This is a genomic window from Prevotella sp. SGI.167, from assembly GCF_050313615.1.
Taxonomy (GTDB): domain Bacteria; phylum Bacteroidota; class Bacteroidia; order Bacteroidales; family Bacteroidaceae; genus Prevotella.
This window is the reverse complement of sequence record NZ_JBNPLT010000004.1, coordinates 151,300-169,944: the sequence shown is the minus strand read 5'-3', so window position 1 is coordinate 169,944 and position 18,645 is coordinate 151,300. Positions and strand designations below refer to the sequence as shown.

Here is an 18,645-nt window from a genome sequence, read left to right as displayed (position 1 = left end):
TATAAATGAAATTTTCTGCAAATATACGATTTTTATCTTTTATAAAGGATGAAAATCCTAAATATTTTGCTTTTATCTTCTATAAAAGATAAAAAATGGCGTTTTATTCTCATTTTATGATAATCATAAAGTGATTATTTATCTTCCTTAAGATACCAGCCTTTGATGTATCCGGAATAATGCTTGGCAAACTCCTCCTCAGAGTGTGAGCTTCTGGTTGTTGCAATCATGCTGCTAACCATTCCCATACTTAATATTGCTGCTAAAAACAATGTTCTTTTCTTCATAATTATATTTGTTATATCCTTGATAATATTGCGCAAAATTACAAAATAATTCTGTTACAGACAAAGCCGCTTTCAAAAATCATCATTTTTAGGTATTCCCTAGTTCGGTTTTCCGTAGGTAATCTTCTTGGTGTCCCACTTATCCTTTGGCTGCTCCGGCTCGTCAGGATAACCGATGATGATGCCATTCAGCGGAATCAGATTGCCAGGCAAATTCAATGTTCTGGAAATGCCATTCACTTTCTTCTGGATAGGATAGATGGTTGTCCAGCAGGCTCCCAATCCCATGGCATGAGCTGCCAGGAGAATATTCTCGGAAACTGCCGACAAATCCTGTACCCAGAGTTCCTTGCCCTGTCCCTCTGCCATACGGGTGGTATCAGTGCAGACAAAGATGAAGAGAGGTGTCTTCTTGATATCTTCTGCATGATACTTATTGGATTCTGCATATTTTTGATTTTTGAAAGTTCATACCAAGCAAAAACCGGCCGTCAGAATGCATCGTTTATCATGCGTTCTAATGACCGGTTTGTTTTTATTTCTTTTTCTTTAAAATAGAATATTGACTGTATTTCAAGAGCGAACCTGTAGGACAGACAAAGCGACAGTATGGTCGCATGATTACCGTTGAGAGTGCCACGAAGGTTATGGCAATGGCAATGACCACCCATGATGCCGATTGGAATACAAAGGCAGAGAAGGGTTCATAATCAATCCAGTCGAACCATATACCCGTCCACAAGCACAGCATGAGTATGGCCCAGAGAATCTGGCGGAACATATCCAGGCGTCTGGCTGTCGTTGGTTTCATTCTGACTTTATATCCAACGCATTTTCCTGCAAGTTCCTGCAAAGAACCGAAGGGACACACATGCGTACAATAGTATGATTTCTTGCCGAAGAGAGGATATACGAATGCCGTGATTAGCATGATGACCGGCACTATTAATGCCACTACGTTCATGCCATTTGACATATAGCTGATGATTGATGTATAGTTCAGAAAAGAACCGCACCAGAATCCAAGCACTATGACATTCAGGATTTGCTGAGCTATCCTATATCGTCTGTTCTTGATGAAAAGCGGTACGATGGCTGCCATGAGCACAACAATTAGTCCGGCTATAGCCTTGGCAGAGAAATCAAACTCTGACCATACTGATGTCTTTACAGGATTCTTGGCTGCATACTGAAGACCTCGCTGCACGTTTCCGATGATTGCCTTTGAAGAGAACGTCGCACCAGACACGGCGTCCACCTTCATCTTTTGTGCATCTTCTATAGTCTGCCCATTCCATTTAGTAAGAAGGGCAGAAGCCTCAGTAAAGAAATCGGGAGTCTCAGAATTGGCAAGTGCTCTGATACTCTTTACCCTGCCATCCTGCAAGGTAATCTCCAATGGCACTATGCCTCCGTAGCCTACAATGTCTTTTCCAAGTTCTGTAGTATTCAATTGCACAGAACCATCTTCAAGCACAGCCATGGGCTCAGTCTTTGGTGCAACTGTCTGTTGCTGATTCACATAGCATCCGGTCACCTTGCCGTCTCTTCGGATACTGACAGCCGCAATCATCAGCACACATGCCAGCAGGCAAAGTAGTTGTTGCAGTTTCTCTAAATAATTTCTCATAAAATTTTTCATCGGATTTTCTCCTGTTATTCTTATTATTAATTTATATACCCAATAAGTATGACACAAAAATGGAATTAATTCGACACGAAGTGAGTCATGGTTTCTACCAAAACCATCATTTGGACTTCTAAAATCCGAGATGGTTTATTGTATTAACGGTATTTAACAGCAAAAAAGAATGACATTGTTTTGCAAAAGTAATAAAAACAGGAGCCCACATAGGATAAAGGGTGAAAATATGGATTAGTTTTTCTGCTAATGAAGGAAATTGTTTGATAATGAGATGGTTATGGTTTGATGTGCGAGATAAAAAAGTGGATGTAAAATAGTGGAAAAAGGTAAAATATTATTATTAAGTTTTGGCGTTATCTGAAAAAATGATAATATTTGCATCGGCATTCTGAAAAGAAGTCCAAAAGTTGAAAATGATTTTAAAAAAAATCAAACCTATATACAAATTCTTAAAGCGTAACAAATAATGAAGAATAGATGGTTCTTACTGATATGCTTGTTGCTGTTGACGCATATAGCCAATGCTGCAAAGTATAATTTAGATTCTCTTTATCTATGTCTGTATGAAGCCATCCTGCAGTCGCCTCGTTATGTGGCAGTGCGTGAGGGACGTATAGCCAAACTTGCAAGTCAACTGAATCTCCTACTACCAAAACACGTTGTGCTTTCTGGGTATTGATGGGAAGCACTTGGTTCTTGTTCTGGAGCAGTACGATGCCTTCTTCGGCAATCTGTCTGGCTGCTGCATAGTGGCTGTCAGAACAGAGGAAACCATGAGGACGGTTCGGATTCATGGTGGTGCGATAGAAGAGGCGCAATACGCGGCGCACCTTTTCATCCAATTCCTTGGTGGTGTATTTACCTTCCTGGATACCTTTTATATATGGTACGGCAAGGTAGTAATTATCGTAGGCATTGCTGGCACCCATGGTCAATCCGTTCGTCCATGTGCCGAACTCTATGTCGAGCCCGTTCTTCACGGCTTGGTCGGTATCGTGTGCGCCTCCCCAGTCGCTTACCACTACGCCGTCATATTTCCAGTCGCCCTTCAGAATCTTGTTCAGTGTCCACTAGTTGTGGCAGTTGTGTTCGTTCTTGTAGAGATTATAAGCACCCATGATTACCCAAGTCTTTCCTTTCTCTACAGCAGCCTTGAAGGCTGGGAGATAGATTTCATGGAGGGCACGGTCGCTCACGATGACGTTTACCTGATGACGGTATTCCTCGTCGTTATTGAGGCAGTAATGCTTTACGCAGGCTGATACTCCTTTAGACAGTAATCCTTGGATATAAGGTACAACCATGATGCTTGCCAGGTAAGGATCTTCACCCATATATTCGAAGTTGCGTCCGTTCAATGGGATGCGATAGATGTTCACGCCAGGACCTAGAATCATGTCTTTTCCCCGATACAGTGCCTCTTCGCCTAATGCTTCTCCATAGATTCTGCTCATCTGTGGGTTCCAGGATGCTGCCAGGCAGGTGAGGGCAGGAAAGGCTACGCAGGAGTCATTGGTCTGGCCAGCCTGCTCCCATTCGTCCCACAGTACATCAGGGCGAACACCATGAGGACCGTCATCTGTCCAGAAGTCTGGAAATCCCAAACGGGGAACTCCTGCAGAGGAAAACTTACTCTGTGCATGAATGATGAGAATCTTCTCTTGAAGTGTCATTCGGACAATGGCATCGTCGATGCGTTGTTCTACAGGTTTGGTGTTGTCGAGATAGACGGGCAACTGACCTATTTGTTGTGCGCTGGAGATGGCTATAGCCGCCATCGACAGTGCGCAGGATAGAATGAAGTGTTTCATGTTTCTTGTGAATATTATTTCTTATGAAAATTAAATTGTGAGTTATGAAAATGCGTATCTGTCATTTGCGGATGCAAAGTTACTAAATAATAAGGTATAAACCAAGTGCTTGCAAAGGAAAAGTGGAAAAATATCATCTGTGATTTTTATAAGTGCCTGATAAATAGTGTTGTATGTTTATTCCATCCACTTTCAATGGTATGGAAGATTATGAAAACCTTTTGTTAATGAGGCTGTTATTGCGTTCTAGGGTTGTTTTCGTTCCATTATTCTATTAATGGGGTTAGGAAAGTTCGAAAAAAACTATTAAATTTGCAATCGCAAAAATGCCAACTACAAGACCAATTCTCAGGCTTATGTCATCACCAAGAAGACTGTGACCAGCAAGTCTGTCTTGAAGTTGAACTCTGTTGCAGATGGCGGATTTGCAATTAGCATTCTTGCACAATAAAATGCAGAATTTTGAGTTATTATGAAAGAAAGTTTTTTTGAATAAATAATGTTGCTTATGAAAAGAATGAATAAAATGCTGTTGGCTGCTGCTCTGGCGGCAACCACACTTTCTGTTCAGGCAGAACAGAAGAAGGGACCGGCTTGGTTGAGTGATGCACTTTTCTATCAGATTTATCCATCTTCCTATATGGATACTGATGGCAACGGTATTGGCGATCTGCCGGGTATCACTTCCAAGTTGGATTACATCAAGTCTCTGGGTGTGAACGCCCTCTGGCTCAATCCAATCTTTGAGTCGGGATGGTTTGATGGTGGTTATGATGTCATCGATTTCTACAAGGTGGATCCTCGATTCGGTACCAATACCGATTTGGTTACTTTGGTCAATGAGGCCCATAAGCGTGGCATCAAGGTTTGTCTCGACCTGGTGGCAGGACATTCCAGCACCAAGTGTTCGTGGTTTAAGGAGTCTTCCGAGAAAGATCCTAACCAGCGTTACAGCGACTATTATATCTGGATGAATGATATCCCTGAGAGTGAGAAGAAAGAAATAGAAGCTCGTCATCAGGAGGCAAGTCCGGAGTCTAGTACCCGAGGCAGATATGTGGAGGCTAATGCTCCTCGTGCCAAGTATTATGAGAAGAATTTCTTCGAATGCCAGCCGGCCTTGAACTATGGTTTTGCTCATCCAGATCCAAATCATCCTTGGGAGCAGGGCGTAGATGCTCCAGGACCACAGGCTGTCCGCAGGGAAATACGTAACATTATGGCTTTCTGGTTTGATAAGGGTGTGGATGGCTTCCGTGTAGATATGGCGTCATCGCTTATCAAGAACGACCCCAACAAGAAGGAGGTTTCCAAGCTCTGGAAGGAGATGCGTGCCTGGAAGGATAAGTATTATCCAGAGACCGTCTTGATTTCTGAGTGGGCTAATCCGCAGCAAGCCATTCCTGCCGGCTTCAACATCGATTTCTACATCCATTTCGGTCTCAAGGGATATGCCTCTCTGTTCTTCGACCGCAAGACTCCATGGGGCAAGTGGGAGCAGAGTTACCAGAACTGCTATTTCGACAAGCAGGGCAAGGGTTCGCTTAAGGAATTTAGCGAGAACTATACCAAGGCATATAATGCCACCAAGAATCTCGGCTACATCGCTGTTCCATCTGCCAACCACGATTACCAGCGTCCTAACATCGGTACCCGCAACACGCCAGACCAGCTGAAGGTAGCGATGACCTTCTTCCTCACCATGCCAGGTATTCCGTTTATCTATTATGGTGATGAGATTGGTATGAAGTATCAGATGAATCTCCCTAACAAGGAGGGTAGCAATGAGCGTTCGGGTACCCGTACTCCGATGCAGTGGACCAAGGGCAAGAATGCCGGATTCTCTACGAGTGCACCCGATAAGCTTTACTTTCCTGTAGATACGGAAAACGGAAAGTTGACCGTTGAAGCTCAGCAGGGAGATCAGAATTCTCTGTTGTCATATACCCGTAAGTTGACCGCTTTGCGTCATTCTGCAAAGGCTCTTGACAATGAGGGTGATTGGAAGCTTCTGAACCAGAAGGGGCAGGAATATCCGATGGTATATGAGCGTACTTTGGGTGAGGAGAAGTATGTTGTTGTCGTGAATCCTGGTGTCAAGGCAGCCTCTCTCAGTATCAGCTCCGTAGGTGGTAAGTCTGTTTCTGTTCTTTCCACAGGAAAGGTTGTGTATAAATCAGGAAGAAAGACTGATGTGATTAAAGCTTCAGGCATAAGTGCCGCCATATTCAAGGTGGAAAGATAGAGCTTTTATAAAAACAGAAATGCGTCCGTATTGTGCGGGCGCATTTTTGTTTTACGGTCACGAATCATCTTCATCATGCAGCTTTTACTACACGTCGTTAACCTACTAATACGATGATAGTCTCCTTGCCAAGATACCTTTCTATCAATCTTCCTTCAGATACCAGTCCTTGATATATCCGGAATAATGCTTGGCAAACTCCTCGGCTTGTCCGGGAGCGCAGGTCTTCACTTTCCTGGCTGGAATACCCGCCCAAATCTCATGTGCAGGAACCTTGGTGCCATGGGTAACTACAGCACCTGCTGCAATGATAGCTCCTTCGCCAATATCAGCCTTATCTAGCACGGTAGCATTCATGCCGATGAGTGCCCCTTTTCTAACTGTAGCTCCGTGGACGATGGCCCCATGTCCCACAGATACATCATCCTCCAGAATGCAAGGCATCGTACCGGTTTGATGGATGCATGCACAATCCTGCACATTCACTCTGTTTCCACATCTGATGGCATCCACGTCAGAGCGCAATACTGCACTATACCAGATGCTACAGTCATCGCCAAGAATGCAGTCACCGGTCAGCACTGCGTTCTCTGCGATAAAACAATTCTTTCCCCAACGGGGAGTCTTTCCCTCTACTGTCTTTATAATAGCCATATTGAATATATATTTAAATTTGGGTGCAAAGGTCGCAAAAAATATAGGAATCACCTTATACTATTTCAGATACTTCTTCAGCCACAAATCGAAGAACTGGTCATATACCACGTAGGCATCATCCTGCTGGGTGATGAAATCCTTCTCCAGCAATCCCTTCAGAGCGGAATTTACGGAGCTTGGCGACGGGAGATGATATTTCTTTGCGAAGGCTCCGCTCTTTACGCTTCTGGCTTCGCCCTCTGCAGAGATGGCGATGAAGACATTGCGCTGCTTTTCCGGCATCTGGCGCAGAAGGGTCTCGTAGGTGTCTGATGCCATGTTGAGATTGTAGTTGATGGCGTCATCTACCATATCCAGAGTACAGGTACCCTGCTCGGGAGTCTTGAGGAAGAGAACATTCATTACTCGCTGGATGTATGAAGTGACACCACCGAAACGGGCGAAGAGTTCTCCGATAATGGCAGTATCTAGATGTTTGTTGCGCTCCTCGAACTTGGCTGTGGCAAACTCCTTGTATTTCTCCACATCCAGAGGCTTCAGGTTCATCAGCGTCACGCTCTGATAGAATGGGCGGGCAGGAGATGTGAACATTTCTGCCATCAGATGGCGGTGAGAACCCGAGAAGATGAAGTGGGCATTGGTGCAACGCTGAATGTAGGTACGGAGTAAAGCTTCTATGCGGTTGTCGGCATAGTTGGTGATTTGCTGAAACTCGTCGATGGCAACAAGACATGGCTTGTCGGCTTGGTTGAGATAAGAGAATATCTCATCAAGCGTAATTTCGGGATTTACTATGTTGCCGATGCCTATTCCCCAAACTGGAGCCCCGTTGATATCGAAAGAGATTTCTGAACGGAGAGAAGAGAGTGCCATCAGGAATTTCTCCCAAGCACTTCTGCCTTTAGGGCGAAGTGCGTCTATGATGGCTTTGCCGAACATATTGACCAGGTCGCTGACGGAATTGGTTGAATAGATGTCTATGATAAAAGTATAATAATCTTTTTGGATGACTGGCTGGGCAAAGCAATGGTGAATCAGCTCTGTCTTTCCGATGCGTCGAGGGGAAATCAGAGCCATATTATTCTCATTGGTCAGCATCTCTGTGATGTGCTGGGTTTCTTCCACACGGTCGCAGAAGTATTCCGGACCGGCGTAACCATTTGTTACAAAAGGATTCTTCATTACCATATTTATACCTTATTATATATTCAACGTTTGCAATTCTTTTGCAAAGATAATGCAAACGAGCGCAATGTAAGCTTGCTTACAAATTGCCGAGTGTAGCTTATCTTCTGCAAAGATACAACTTTTATTCCGATTATCATAAAGTGATTATCATAAAATGATAATGAAATAAGGAATTTTATCATTTGATGATTATCATAAATTGATAATTATGACATGGAGACTCCTCTAATGTCAATAGAAAAAGGGTTGCAATCCTCGAAAAGATGGATTGCAACCCTTTATACCTTATTATATATAAGAGTTAAGATAACTCTATCAAATATTCATTTGTGGAAGCTGATTACAGCTGAGCCAACTCTACAACCTTATCTACTGCAGCGCTCAAGCCGTCCTTGTTCTTACCGCCAGCCTGAGCATAGTGAGGCTGACCGCCACCGCCACCCTGAATCAACTTGGCAGCTTCGCGAATCATCTTGCCAGCGTTCAAGCCGTGATCCTTAACCATATCATCGCTGAACATTACGCTGAGCATAGGCTTGTCGTTATAAACAGAACCTACCACGCAGATCATGTTCTCTGGCAATGCCTCGCGAACCTTGAATACCAAATCCTTGGCAGCTGCTGGCTCCATTGGCAATACGGCTGTAACAACCTTCACACCGTTGATTTCTCTTGCATTCTCTACAAGCTTGTCCTTGGCACGCTCTACAGCCTGAGCCTGGAACTTCTCAACATCCTTCTTCAAGGCATCGTGCTCGTCGATGTACTTTCTGATGACACCTTCGAGATCCTTGGCGTTGTTGAACAAGCCCTTCAAGGCTACGATGGTATCCTGCAAACCGTAGATAGCCTCCTCGCAAGCCTTGCCAGTCAAAGCCTCGATACGGCGGATACCAGCTGCTACGCTGCTCTCAGAGATAATCTTGAAGAAACCAATCTTGCCGGTGCTCTTGGCGTGAATACCACCACAGAACTCAGCAGATGGACCGAAGCGAACCACACGAACCTTGTCGCCATACTTCTCGCCGAAGAGGGCGATAGCGCCAAGTTCCTTAGCCTCCTCAATAGGAGTATCGCGGTGCTCATCCAATGGATAGTCGGCACGGATCATCTCGTTTACCATGTGCTCTACCTTGCGGAGTTCCTCATCAGTTACCTTCTGGAAGTGAGAGAAGTCGAAACGTAAGGTGTCCTTATCTACATAAGAACCCTTCTGCTCTACGTGCTCGCCCAAAACCTGCTTCAGGCAGTAGTCGAGCAAGTGGGTAGCTGTATGGTTGGCAGCGCTTCCCTCGCGGCTCTCGATATCTACGCAAGCCATGAAATCAGCGTTTACATCCTTTGGCAACTCCTTTACGATGTGGATGCTCTGGTTGTTCTCGCGCTTGGTGTCGATAACCTGGATGGTCTCATCCTCGTTAACGAGTACACCCTTGTCGCCAACCTGTCCACCCATCTCACCATAGAATGGAGTGTTGTCGAGTACCAACTCATAGAAAGAGTTCTTCTTCTGAGTCACCTTGCGGTAGCGCAGGATGTGGCACTCATATTCTGTATAGTCGTAACCCACGAAGTTCTGGTCGCCTTCCTTCAAAACCTCCCAGTCGCCATTCTCTACGGCAGCAGCATTGCGGGCACGCTCTTTCTGCTTCTTCATCTCCTCGTCGAAGCCTGCAGCATCTACTGTGTAACCATTCTCACGGCAGATAAGTTCTGTAAGGTCGAGAGGGAAACCGTAGGTATCGAAGAGGCGGAATGCGCTTACGCCGTCAAGCTGAGTCTCGCCATGAGCCTTGAGCTCGTCCATATCGCCATTGAGGAGGTTGATACCCTTCTCCAAGGTGCGGAGGAATGAATCCTCTTCCTCTTTCATCACACGGGTGATGAGCTCCTGCTGAGCAGGCAACTCTGGGAAGGCTGCACCCATCTGCTCTACCAAAACATTGACGAGCTTGTACATGAATGCCTGCTTCTGACCGAGGAATGTGTAAGCGTAACGTACGGCACGGCGCAAGATACGGCGGATTACGTAACCAGCCTTGGCATTGCTTGGCAACTGACCGTCGGCGATAGAGAAGGCTACGGCACGGAGGTGGTCGGCGCAAACACGCATAGCGATGTCGATCTTCTCCTGCTCATCCTTACCCTCACCATTCTCACCAGTAGGAGTAGTGAAGCCATACTTCTTGCCAGAGATAGCCTCGATTTCCTTGATGATTGGCTGGAAGATATCTGTATCATAGTTAGAGTGCTTGTCCTGCAACATGCGAACCAAGCGCTCGAAGCCCATACCTGTATCGATAACGTGCATTGGGAGTGGTTCGAGAGAACCATCAGCCTTGCGGTTGTACTGCATGAACACGATGTTCCAGATTTCGATGACCTGTGGGTTATCCTTGTTCACCAATTCGCGGCCAGGCACCTGAGCCTTCTCCTCTGGAGTACGTGAATCCACGTGAATCTCTGAGCAAGGACCGCAAGGACCTGTATCGCCCATCTCCCAGAAGTTGTCGTGCTTGTTACCATTGATGATGTGGTCGGCTGGCACGTGCTTAGCCCAGTAACCAGCTGCCTCGTTGTCGCGTTCCAGACCTTCCTCCTTGCTACCCTCGAATACGGTAACATAGAGGTCGGCAGGGTTGAGTTTCAACACTCCGGTCAGGTATTCCCAAGCCATATCGATGGCGCCTTCCTTGAAGTAGTCGCCAAAGCTCCAGTTACCGAGCATCTCGAACATGGTGTGGTGGTAAGTATCGTGACCCACCTCTTCGAGGTCGTTGTGCTTACCGCTTACACGGAGACATTTTTGAGTATCAACACGACGAACATCCTTGCCTGGGTCTTTCGTACCGAGGATGATGTCTTTCCACTGGTTCATACCAGCGTTTGTAAACATCAGCGTTGGGTCATCCTTGATAACCATAGGTGCTGATGGAACAATTTTGTGGCCCTTACCTTCGAAGAATTTCTTGAAGGATTCGCGCACTTCATTAGCTGTCATCATATTATTTTTGTCTTGATCTTTATTTTTTTTCGAAATTCTTTGCAAAGATAAGAAGAATTGTTTAATTTTGCAACTAAATTAATTATTTTTGAAATTAAAGACGGAAAAAATGGCTATAAATTCAGATAAACCAGCAAAATTATACTATTCAATCAAGGAAGTGGCAGAAGAAATAGGTGTTAATGAATCTTCTTTGAGATATTGGGAGAAGGAGTTCCCTTTTCTGAAACCAAAGGTTTCCGGAAACAAGGTTCGTCAATATACCGAGAAGGATATTGAACAGGTAAAGCTGATCTATAACCTCATTAAGGTGAAGGGATTGAAGATTGCTGCGGCACGTAAGTATCTGAGTCAAAACAGAGCGGGTGCCGAGAAGTCATCTGACGTTCTCGACACCCTTATATCTGTGAGAGATCAGCTCAAGGAACTCAAAAAGCAGCTCGATGGGCTGGTGTAGTACTTTGAATTTTGAACATTGAGCATTGAACTTTATGATTAGCTAGGGTTACCACGCTTCTTCACCGAAGACATTCTTGATGGTAACTTTAGCTGCTTCTTTCTTGGTGAGCTGATGGCTCCAGGCTACTCTGCCCTTGGTTGCTGCACCAGCACCATGGTTGTTGTACTCGCTGTAGCGGGCTGTCTGTTCGTTGCTCTGCTTGCCCCAGTTGTGCCATCCTTCAGGACGGATGTGACTACCCATTTCGCAATTCATGAAGAGGGTAGCTGCATAAGGGCGCCATGGTCTGCCCAGATAAACCTTGTCTACGCCTGGCTCGGCGGTAAGTTTGCACTTGTTGAATACATAGCCAAATTCCTGACCGGCTGGGCTAGAGGCAGCAGTAATGTAGCTGTTGGCCTTGCTGCGAATCTCACAATTCTCAAACCATGCTCTTCCCGGACCAAAGATGAAATCGGTGGTTCCCTCAATATAGCAATCGTAGAAAGCTGAACGGTTGTTGGCTATACCTGTATAAACGGTATCCTGATTGCCTAGCAGACGGCAGTTCTGAACCAGGATATGATCGCCTTCAAGATGCAGGGAGACTGCTTGTCCCAGTTTGGCAGCATTGTTCTCAATCGTGATGTTCTTCAGGGTGATGTAACTGCCCTGTACCTTCAGGGTATAAGTGCGGAATGTACCCATCGGTTTGCCCTTTACTGCAGATTCTGAATCGAGTCCACCTGCAGGCATCTTGATGTTGGCATGATCGTCCCATGTGATGATGGTTTGGTCACGGTCTTCACCGCAGATGATGATGTTGGTGAGCCATGAAGGGATGATGAGCTTTTCCTTATAAACTCCTTTCTTTACATAGATTACCTTGGTGTATTCCATGAAGGCACGACAAACTTCGATAGCTTCGTCGATGGTGCGGAATTCGCCGGTACCATCACGAGATACTACAATCGTGTCGGGATTATCATACTTGTTGGCTGCTGCCAAAGGCAATAGGGTCAACATCATCAAAAATGATAAGAATAATTTTTTCATTGTTTTTAAGTTTGTTGTTTATGATTAAATATGATGGAAGTTAGAAGCTGGAAGTGAAAACTTCCAACTCCTAACTTCTAACTATCTGATTATCGGATTCTCTGTACTTCCTGCAAGTCCTCAATCTTTTTGAGCTGATCCATGATGATCTTTACCTCATCACGATCGTGGATGCGGAGTTCTATGGTACCATCAAAGATACCATTGTCGCTACTGATAGTGAGCTTATGGATATTGATGCCGAGCTGGTCGCTGATAACCTTGCTCACATCAAGCAGCATACCCTTGCGGTCGATACCCTTGATTTCAATGGTTGCATCGAAGAGCAGCTTCTTGTGCATATCCCATTTTGCATCAACGATGCGGTTGCCGTAGCTGGACTTCAGTTTTGCAGCCACAGAGCATGAGCGTTTGTGTATCTCGATGCGGTTCTTGTTGTCAATGTACCCCATGATATCATCACCAGGAATGGCATGACAACAGTCTGTGAAGATAAACTGATTGATGTTCTCTTCTGTAATGATGAGCGGTTTCTTCTTATTGAAATCCTTGCCTACAATAAACAACTCTTGCGGCTTGACAGTTCCTTCAGCTTGTTCCTTGTCTTTGGTTTTGCCAAGGAATGGAATATAGTTGCGCCAGCTGGAGGTTTGCTTTGGCTTTTTGTTTTTTCCTAAGAGCTCATCCAAATCCTTGTAGCCCAAAATGATGCAATGGTCGCCAAGAGACTGGAAAAAGGTTTCATGCTTCTGGATATTATGGTATTCGCAGAGACGGTCGATGACCGATGTTGTCATTTCCATGCCGTTCTTGTTCAGCCAATCCAGGAGAATGCCTTCGCCCTTTTTCTGGATTTCTCTGGAATCGCGGCGCAGGATAGCTTGAATCTTGCTCTTTGCCTTGGCTGTGCTGACAAAATTGACCCATGCCTGCTGTACATGCTGACTCTTGGATGTGAGGATTTCTATCTGGTCTCCACTTTGCAGCTTGTGGCTCAATGGCACCAGCTTGTGGTTTACCTTGGCTCCTATACAGTGGCTTCCCAGGAAGGTATGTATCTGGAAGGCAAAGTCGAGCGCCGTACATCCTGCCGGCATTGTCTTGATTTCTCCCTTAGGAGTAAATACGAAGATTTCCGAAGCATAGAGGTTCAGCTTGATGGCATCGAGGAAGTCCATGGCGTCTGGTTGTGGATCGTCCAGAATCTCCTTGATGGTGCTCAGCCAGTCGTTCAATTCGTTCTCGTCCTCGGTATATTCACCACCTTCCTTGTACTTCCAGTGAGCAGCAAAGCCTTTCTCTGCCACCTCGTCCATGCGGTCGCTCCTGATCTGCACTTCAATCCATCTACCCAGTTTGCTCATCAGGGTAACGTGAAGCGCCTGATAGCCGTTTGCCTTTGGATGGTTGAGCCAGTCGCGGAGACGGTCCGGATGACTCTTGTATATCTTGCTGATGGCAACATAGACATTGAAGCATTCGTTTACTTCGTTGGCTCTGTTCTTTGGTGTCACGATGATGCGAACCGCAAGAATATCGTAGATTTCATCGAAGGATACGTGCTTGTTCTGCATCTTGTTCCAGATGGAATACGGACTCTTTACACGTGCCTTGATCTTGTATTCTACACCCAGTTTGTCAAGCTCTTCACGGATAGGATGGGTAAAATTATCGAAGAGAATATCTCGTTGTGCTTCTGTATCCGCAAGCTTATGCTCTATGTTGGCATATTCCTGTGGATGGTCGTATCTGAAGCTGAGATCTTCCAACTCGGTTTTAATCTTGTTCAGTCCCAAACGGTTGGCGAGTGGTGCATATATATATAAGGTCTCGCCCGCAATCTTGTACTGCTTGTTGGCTGGCTGCGACTGGAGGGTGCGCATATTGTGCAGACGGTCGCAAATCTTGATGAGGATAACGCGGATGTCATCGCTCATGGTAAGCAGCAGTTTCTTGAAGTTTTCTGCCTGTGCAGAAGCCTTGTCGCCGAAGATTCCACCACTGATCTTGGTGAGTCCATCAACGATCTGGGCTATTTTGGTGCCAAAGATATTGGCGATGTCTTCTACCGTATAGTCTGTGTCTTCCACTACGTCATGCAGCAGGGCTGCACAGATACTGGTAGAGCCCAATCCCATTTCTTCGCAAGCGATCTGTGCCACTGCGATAGGGTGCATGATATATGGCTCGCCCGATAATCGGCGCACCCCTTTGTGCGCCTGGCGGGCGAAATTGAACGCCTTGGTTACAATATCTACCTTTTTTCTGTGTCTTGAACTGAGGTAGGTGTTGAGCAAATGTTGAAAGGCATTGCCTATCAATTCATTATCAGCTTGCTCTCTTTCTAGGTCTTTCAAGTTCTGGTCATCCATAATGTACCCTCCCTATAATTATTATTTTACTTTGAGTTTCTTTCCGGCACGAATATGATTGCCGCTAATTTTGTTAAGCTTGCGCAACTTCTTAACGGTAGTTCCATTGCGTGCTGCTATTTCTGAAAGGGTGTCTCCGTTTCTGATGGTTACACTCTTTGTTCTTGTCTTTTTCTTGTTCTTTCCCTTCTTGCTGCGGCTGCTGCGTGAAGAGCGGGATGAACTGCTGCTACTGCGACGGCTATAGCTGCTGCGTGAGCGGCTGACTGATGGCTCGGCGTCGTTTATATCTACAAATGTACGCTTCAGGAACAGTTCGTCTGCCTTGTATGCACAGATGGAATCTTCCTGGTCGATGAAAGAACCAATCAGTGTAGATGGCAATCTTAGCGCCATTGGCTTATTGAGACCGTTGATGATGTCACGACGGTACTGTGGGTTGAGATTGCGGAGATGCTCGATGTTGATGTTGAGAACCTGGGCAATCTGTTCCAGGTGAATATCCTTGTTGACCAGTACGGTATCTGTCTTTACTGGCAATTCTGTTACCATTGGGCAGATATTGTGGTCGCAATAGTAGTTCATGATGTAGTTGGCTGCAATGAATGCTGGGACATATCCACGAGTCTCTTTTGGAAGATATGGATAGATGTTCCAGTAATCAGCATTACCCTTAGCGCGATGGATAGCCTTGTTGACATTGGTTGGACCGCAGTTATATGCAGCAATGACAAGACTCCAGTCGTCGAATATCTTGTAGAGGTCGCTCAGATAGTGTGCTGCAGCGTATGATGCCTTCACCGGATCGCGGCGCTCATCTACCAATGTGTTCACTTCCAGTCCATATCTCTTGCCTGTTGGCAACATAAACTGCCATAAACCTGTGGCTCCTACGCGTGATATTGCCATAGGATTGAGGGCTGATTCGATGACAGGGAGATATTTCAACTCCAGTGGAAGATTGTATGCTTCAAGCGCTTCCTCAAAGATAGGCATGTAGAAATTGCTGGCTCCCAACATGAAGCTTACCGATCTGCGCAGCTTACCGCTGTAGCGGTCGATGAATTTCTGTACCACTTCATTGTATGGCATTTCAATGATGGTAGGCATTCTCTTCAAGCGGTCTACGTATACCTCTTTATCGAATACGGGATTGATGTCCTGATAGTTGCAGGAAGTATCCGGCATGAGATATGTCTGTGTATTGTAAAGATGTAAGAGGCTGTCGAGGTTGTCTTCCATTCCTTCTGGAATTTCAATTTCCTCTGATTTTCCGTCTTTATCAGTTACGGTGATGATGTCGTCGTTTTCTTCGTTTTCTGTTTGAGCATTCATGCCCTGCAATCCCAAAAGCAAGGCGGCTGCCATGATTATAATCTTCTTCATTTCTTTTTTTTCTGTTCTATTTTCTCGTCATTATTTTGTTGTAAGAGATATTTTGTTCATTTTGCTAAAATTTGAGTGAGCATTGTAAGCCGAGCGATGCTGACTTGAACGGATTGTTGGTTCGCTTGTCGTTCATGACCGTAGGCTCCACTCTAAGTGTCAAATCGTCTGAAATGTCAAATTCAGACAGCGATGCGTCTACATAGGCATCAATGACAGAGAATGCGTATACACCAATCATGACAAATACTCCCATATCTCTCCATCTGCGGAATTTATCTTTTCTTTTGCGGAATATTTCCTTGTAACGATCGATGTTTGAAGCGTCAATGGTTGCTCCTAAGTGCAAGAACTGGTTATAGCTTTGCGTGTTAGGATCATCGTCCATGATGTCAAGGTAGGCTTGCGAATAGTCGTGATACATCTGGTTATTCCAGGTGATGGCGTATGCGCAACCTACGAAACCGCCGTATATGATAGGCAGTTTCCAATACTTACGATTGTATATTTGGCCTGCTCCCGGCAAGACGAGCGCCATCCACATAGCTCTTTTTGCTTCTGGGTGCCAGGTGCTCCAGTCGCGTTTTTTCTTAACTGGTTTGAGCGATTGGTTGAGCTTTGCCAGGTTGCTGCTGTCTTGCGCAGTGAGAACAGAGTCGACAGGTATCTTTACCGAGTCGGCAGAGGCGATGGCAGGTACGTTGACATCGGTCTTCTCTCTGTTTTTCTGTGCGTAAGAAAGCGTAGAGCTAACCAGCAGTAAAGCCGTGATACCGATATTTTCTAATCTCATTTATTCTTGTTTCAATTGGTCGAAAACTTTCATGATGCGTTCCAGTTCTTCTTCATTGGCGAACGGAATGCTAATTTTTCCTTTTCCCTTTGACGAGCAGGTGAATTGAACCTTAGTTGCAAGAAACTGTGACAAGCGGTTCTTGATGGCAGTGAATTCCTCAGGCAACTGAGCTTTTGCTGCTATCGTTTTCTTGCCGCTTTCGATGTCTTCACCGTTTTTCAGGTGCTGTACCATTTCTTCCACTTTGCGCACGGAATAGCCGTTTTTCTGAATCTCCTTGAAGAGCTTGATCTGTAGAGACGGACTGTCCAGTGCGAGCAAGGCTCTGCAGTGTCCCATGTCTATTTCTTTCTTCTGGAGTGCCATCTGTACCTGTGCCGGCAACTTGAGTAATCGGAGATAGTTGGCAATGGCTGCTCGGCTTTTGCCTACTCTTTCAGAAATCTTTTCCTGTGTCATTCCTTCGTTCTCCAGGAGATGCTCGTATGCCAGGGCGATTTCTATAGCGTTGAGGTCCTGGCGCTGGATGTTCTCTACGAGCGCCATTTCCATCACGTTCTCATCGCTGATGGTGCGGATGTAAGCAGGAATGGCGGTCAGTCCTGCCAACTGCGAAGCTCTCCAGCGGCGCTCACCTGCTATAATCTGGAAGTGGTTTTCTGCAACTTGGCGTAGGGTGATGGGCTGAATGATGCCTATTGCCTTGATGCTTTCTGCCAGTTCGTGCAAAGCCTCTTCGTCAAATTCGCGTCGTGGCTGGTTGGGATTAGCCTCGATCTGATCGATGGCTATTTCATTGATTGTGCTGCTGCCTTGGGTGCGAACGCCCTCTGTGGATATGAGGGCATCGAGACCGCGGCCAAGCGCATTGCTTTTTGTTCCGTTGTTATATTTCTTGTGTACTGCCATTTTTTAGTTTGAACTTTGAATTTTGAATATTGAACTTTCTTGAAGGGTTCAATTTCCAAATCTTAACTATTCTTGTTGATAATTTCCTTGGCCAATGCCAGATGGTTCTTTGCACCATTGCTTTCTGCATCGTAAAGGATGACAGGCAGACCGTGGCTAGGGCTCTCGCTCAATTTCACATTGCGCTGGATTACGGTTTTGAATACCAGCTCCTGGAAATGTCGCTTTACCTCATCGTAAATCTGGTTGGCAAGGCGAAGACGGCTGTCGTACATCGTCAGCAAGAAGCCTTCGATCTCTAATTTCGGATTGAGTTTACTCTTGATGATTTTGATGGTGTTGAGCAATTTGCTAATTCCTTCAAGAGCGAAATATTCACATTGCACAGGGATAATTACGCTGTCAGCTGCTGTAAGCGAGTTGACGGTGATGAGACCCAGTGATGGGGAACAATCGATGAGTATAAAATCATATTCGTCGCGGATAGGTTCCAGAAGATTTTTGATAACCTTCTCGCGATTCTTAAGATTCAGCATTTCTATCTCTGCTCCCACCAAGTCGATATGGCTAGGAATGATATCCAGGCCATTGATGTCGGTGGTGTAGATGGCATCACGGACATCCGTGTGGTCGATGATGCACTCATAGATAGAGCAATCAACCTCGCTGATATCTACTCCCAATCCACTGGATGCGTTGGCCTGTGGGTCAGCGTCAACCACTAGAACGGTCTTCTCGAGAGTGGCCAATGATGCAGCCAAATTTATCGTGGTGGTAGTCTTGCCGACACCGCCTTTTTGATTAGCTAATGCGATTATCTTTCCCATTTTCTTAGTAAATTTTCGGCAAA

General features: G+C 45.5%; 14 protein-coding genes and 2 pseudogenes. 3 read left to right on the top strand and 13 right to left on the bottom strand.

All coding sequences use genetic code 11. From position 1 onward, the window contains the following. Positions 1 to 134: 134 nt before the first annotated feature. The 4 genes and pseudogenes from ACQRBJ_RS03890 to ACQRBJ_RS03875 all read right to left on the bottom strand — a co-directional run. A complete protein-coding gene (locus ACQRBJ_RS03890; RefSeq protein ID WP_441200576.1) occupies positions 135 to 287 on the bottom strand; it encodes a hypothetical protein in 153 nt (50 codons plus the stop codon). Between the two features lie 99 nt (positions 288 to 386). After that, a pseudogene (locus tag ACQRBJ_RS03885) lies at positions 387 to 719 on the bottom strand (nitroreductase family protein); the annotation flags it as partial. A 103-nt stretch (positions 720 to 822) separates the two neighbouring features. Further along, positions 823 to 1,917 (bottom strand): FMN-binding protein, encoded by a 1,095-nt coding sequence (locus ACQRBJ_RS03880; RefSeq protein WP_445302894.1) that lies wholly within the window; start codon positions 1,915 to 1,917, stop codon positions 823 to 825. A gap of 650 nt (positions 1,918 to 2,567) precedes the next feature. Further along, a pseudogene (locus ACQRBJ_RS03875) lies at positions 2,568 to 3,743 on the bottom strand (glycoside hydrolase family 3 protein); the annotation flags it as partial. A gap of 310 nt (positions 3,744 to 4,053) precedes the next feature. Between ACQRBJ_RS03875 and ACQRBJ_RS03870 the strand changes: the two are divergent. Both ACQRBJ_RS03870 and ACQRBJ_RS03865 read left to right on the top strand, forming a co-directional pair. Beyond that, positions 4,054 to 4,194: a glycoside hydrolase family 97 C-terminal domain-containing protein gene (locus ACQRBJ_RS03870; protein WP_441936073.1), complete on the top strand. Its 141-nt coding sequence runs from the start codon at positions 4,054 to 4,056 to the stop codon at positions 4,192 to 4,194. A 66-nt stretch (positions 4,195 to 4,260) separates the two neighbouring features. Next, positions 4,261 to 5,988 carry an alpha-amylase family glycosyl hydrolase gene (locus tag ACQRBJ_RS03865; protein WP_445302897.1) on the top strand — a complete coding sequence of 576 codons (1,728 nt, stop codon included), beginning with the start codon at positions 4,261 to 4,263 and terminating at the stop codon, positions 5,986 to 5,988. A gap of 144 nt (positions 5,989 to 6,132) precedes the next feature. Here ACQRBJ_RS03865 and ACQRBJ_RS03860 read toward each other — a convergent pair whose 3' ends face one another. The 3 genes from ACQRBJ_RS03860 to alaS all read right to left on the bottom strand — a co-directional run bounded on the left by ACQRBJ_RS03860 (position 6,133) and on the right by alaS (position 10,837). Then, positions 6,133 to 6,642, bottom strand: a complete 510-nt coding sequence (locus ACQRBJ_RS03860) for a gamma carbonic anhydrase family protein (protein WP_287802943.1) — start codon at positions 6,640 to 6,642, stop codon at positions 6,133 to 6,135. Between the two features lie 60 nt (positions 6,643 to 6,702). Further along, positions 6,703 to 7,827, bottom strand: coding sequence for an AAA family ATPase (locus tag ACQRBJ_RS03855; RefSeq protein WP_445302893.1), 1,125 nt, complete (start codon positions 7,825 to 7,827; stop codon positions 6,703 to 6,705). Between the two features lie 346 nt (positions 7,828 to 8,173). Then, positions 8,174 to 10,837, bottom strand: a complete 2,664-nt coding sequence (gene alaS, locus ACQRBJ_RS03850; protein ID WP_445302892.1) for an alanine--tRNA ligase — start codon at positions 10,835 to 10,837, stop codon at positions 8,174 to 8,176. A gap of 109 nt (positions 10,838 to 10,946) precedes the next feature. On the opposite strand from alaS, the gene ACQRBJ_RS03845 reads away from it, so the two are divergent. Next, positions 10,947 to 11,294, top strand: a complete 348-nt coding sequence (locus tag ACQRBJ_RS03845; RefSeq protein ID WP_153125424.1) for a MerR family transcriptional regulator — start codon at positions 10,947 to 10,949, stop codon at positions 11,292 to 11,294. 48 nt (positions 11,295 to 11,342) lie between these two features. On the opposite strand, the gene ACQRBJ_RS03840 is transcribed toward ACQRBJ_RS03845, so the two are convergent. From ACQRBJ_RS03840 to ACQRBJ_RS03815, 6 genes are all read right to left on the bottom strand, one after another. After that, positions 11,343 to 12,332, bottom strand: a complete 990-nt coding sequence (locus tag ACQRBJ_RS03840; RefSeq protein ID WP_294970656.1) for a pectinesterase family protein — start codon at positions 12,330 to 12,332, stop codon at positions 11,343 to 11,345. A gap of 89 nt (positions 12,333 to 12,421) precedes the next feature. Continuing rightward, positions 12,422 to 14,704, bottom strand: a complete 2,283-nt coding sequence (locus tag ACQRBJ_RS03835) for a RelA/SpoT family protein (RefSeq protein ID WP_445302891.1) — start codon at positions 14,702 to 14,704, stop codon at positions 12,422 to 12,424. 21 nt (positions 14,705 to 14,725) lie between these two features. Then, on the bottom strand, positions 14,726 to 16,090 hold the full coding sequence (locus ACQRBJ_RS03830; RefSeq protein ID WP_294970660.1) for a lytic transglycosylase domain-containing protein: 1,365 nt from the start codon (positions 16,088 to 16,090) through the stop codon (positions 14,726 to 14,728). Between the two features lie 64 nt (positions 16,091 to 16,154). After that, complete coding sequence (locus tag ACQRBJ_RS03825; RefSeq protein WP_445302890.1) at positions 16,155 to 16,883, bottom strand: DUF5683 domain-containing protein; 729 nt, start codon at positions 16,881 to 16,883, stop codon at positions 16,155 to 16,157. Next, a complete protein-coding gene (locus ACQRBJ_RS03820) occupies positions 16,884 to 17,795 on the bottom strand; it encodes a ParB/RepB/Spo0J family partition protein (RefSeq protein ID WP_295346031.1) in 912 nt (303 codons plus the stop codon). Positions 17,796 to 17,857: 62 nt separating this feature from the next. Then, the gene (locus ACQRBJ_RS03815) at positions 17,858 to 18,622 is read right to left on the bottom strand and encodes a ParA family protein (protein ID WP_153125411.1); all 765 of its coding nucleotides are present in this window, start codon (positions 18,620 to 18,622) and stop codon (positions 17,858 to 17,860) included. Between the last annotated feature and the right edge of the window lie 23 nt (positions 18,623 to 18,645).

Coding starts and splice junctions, on each gene's coding strand:
- ACQRBJ_RS03815 (WP_153125411.1), bottom strand. CDS start 18,622: ATGGGAAAGATAATCGCATTAGCTAATCAAAAAGGCGGTGTCGGCAAG.
- ACQRBJ_RS03840 (WP_294970656.1), bottom strand. CDS start 12,332: ATGAAAAAATTATTCTTATCATTTTTGATGATGTTGACCCTATTGCCT.
- ACQRBJ_RS03880 (WP_445302894.1), bottom strand. CDS start 1,917: ATGAGAAATTATTTAGAGAAACTGCAACAACTACTTTGCCTGCTGGCA.
- ACQRBJ_RS03865 (WP_445302897.1), top strand. CDS start 4,261: ATGAATAAAATGCTGTTGGCTGCTGCTCTGGCGGCAACCACACTTTCT.
- ACQRBJ_RS03890 (WP_441200576.1), bottom strand. CDS start 287: ATGAAGAAAAGAACATTGTTTTTAGCAGCAATATTAAGTATGGGAATG.
- ACQRBJ_RS03830 (WP_294970660.1), bottom strand. CDS start 16,090: ATGAAGAAGATTATAATCATGGCAGCCGCCTTGCTTTTGGGATTGCAG.
- ACQRBJ_RS03835 (WP_445302891.1), bottom strand. CDS start 14,704: ATGGATGACCAGAACTTGAAAGACCTAGAAAGAGAGCAAGCTGATAAT.
- ACQRBJ_RS03845 (WP_153125424.1), top strand. CDS start 10,947: ATGGCTATAAATTCAGATAAACCAGCAAAATTATACTATTCAATCAAG.
- ACQRBJ_RS03860 (WP_287802943.1), bottom strand. CDS start 6,642: ATGGCTATTATAAAGACAGTAGAGGGAAAGACTCCCCGTTGGGGAAAG.
- ACQRBJ_RS03855 (WP_445302893.1), bottom strand. CDS start 7,827: ATGAAGAATCCTTTTGTAACAAATGGTTACGCCGGTCCGGAATACTTC.
- ACQRBJ_RS03820 (WP_295346031.1), bottom strand. CDS start 17,795: ATGGCAGTACACAAGAAATATAACAACGGAACAAAAAGCAATGCGCTT.
- ACQRBJ_RS03825 (WP_445302890.1), bottom strand. CDS start 16,883: ATGAGATTAGAAAATATCGGTATCACGGCTTTACTGCTGGTTAGCTCT.
- alaS (WP_445302892.1), bottom strand. CDS start 10,837: ATGATGACAGCTAATGAAGTGCGCGAATCCTTCAAGAAATTCTTCGAA.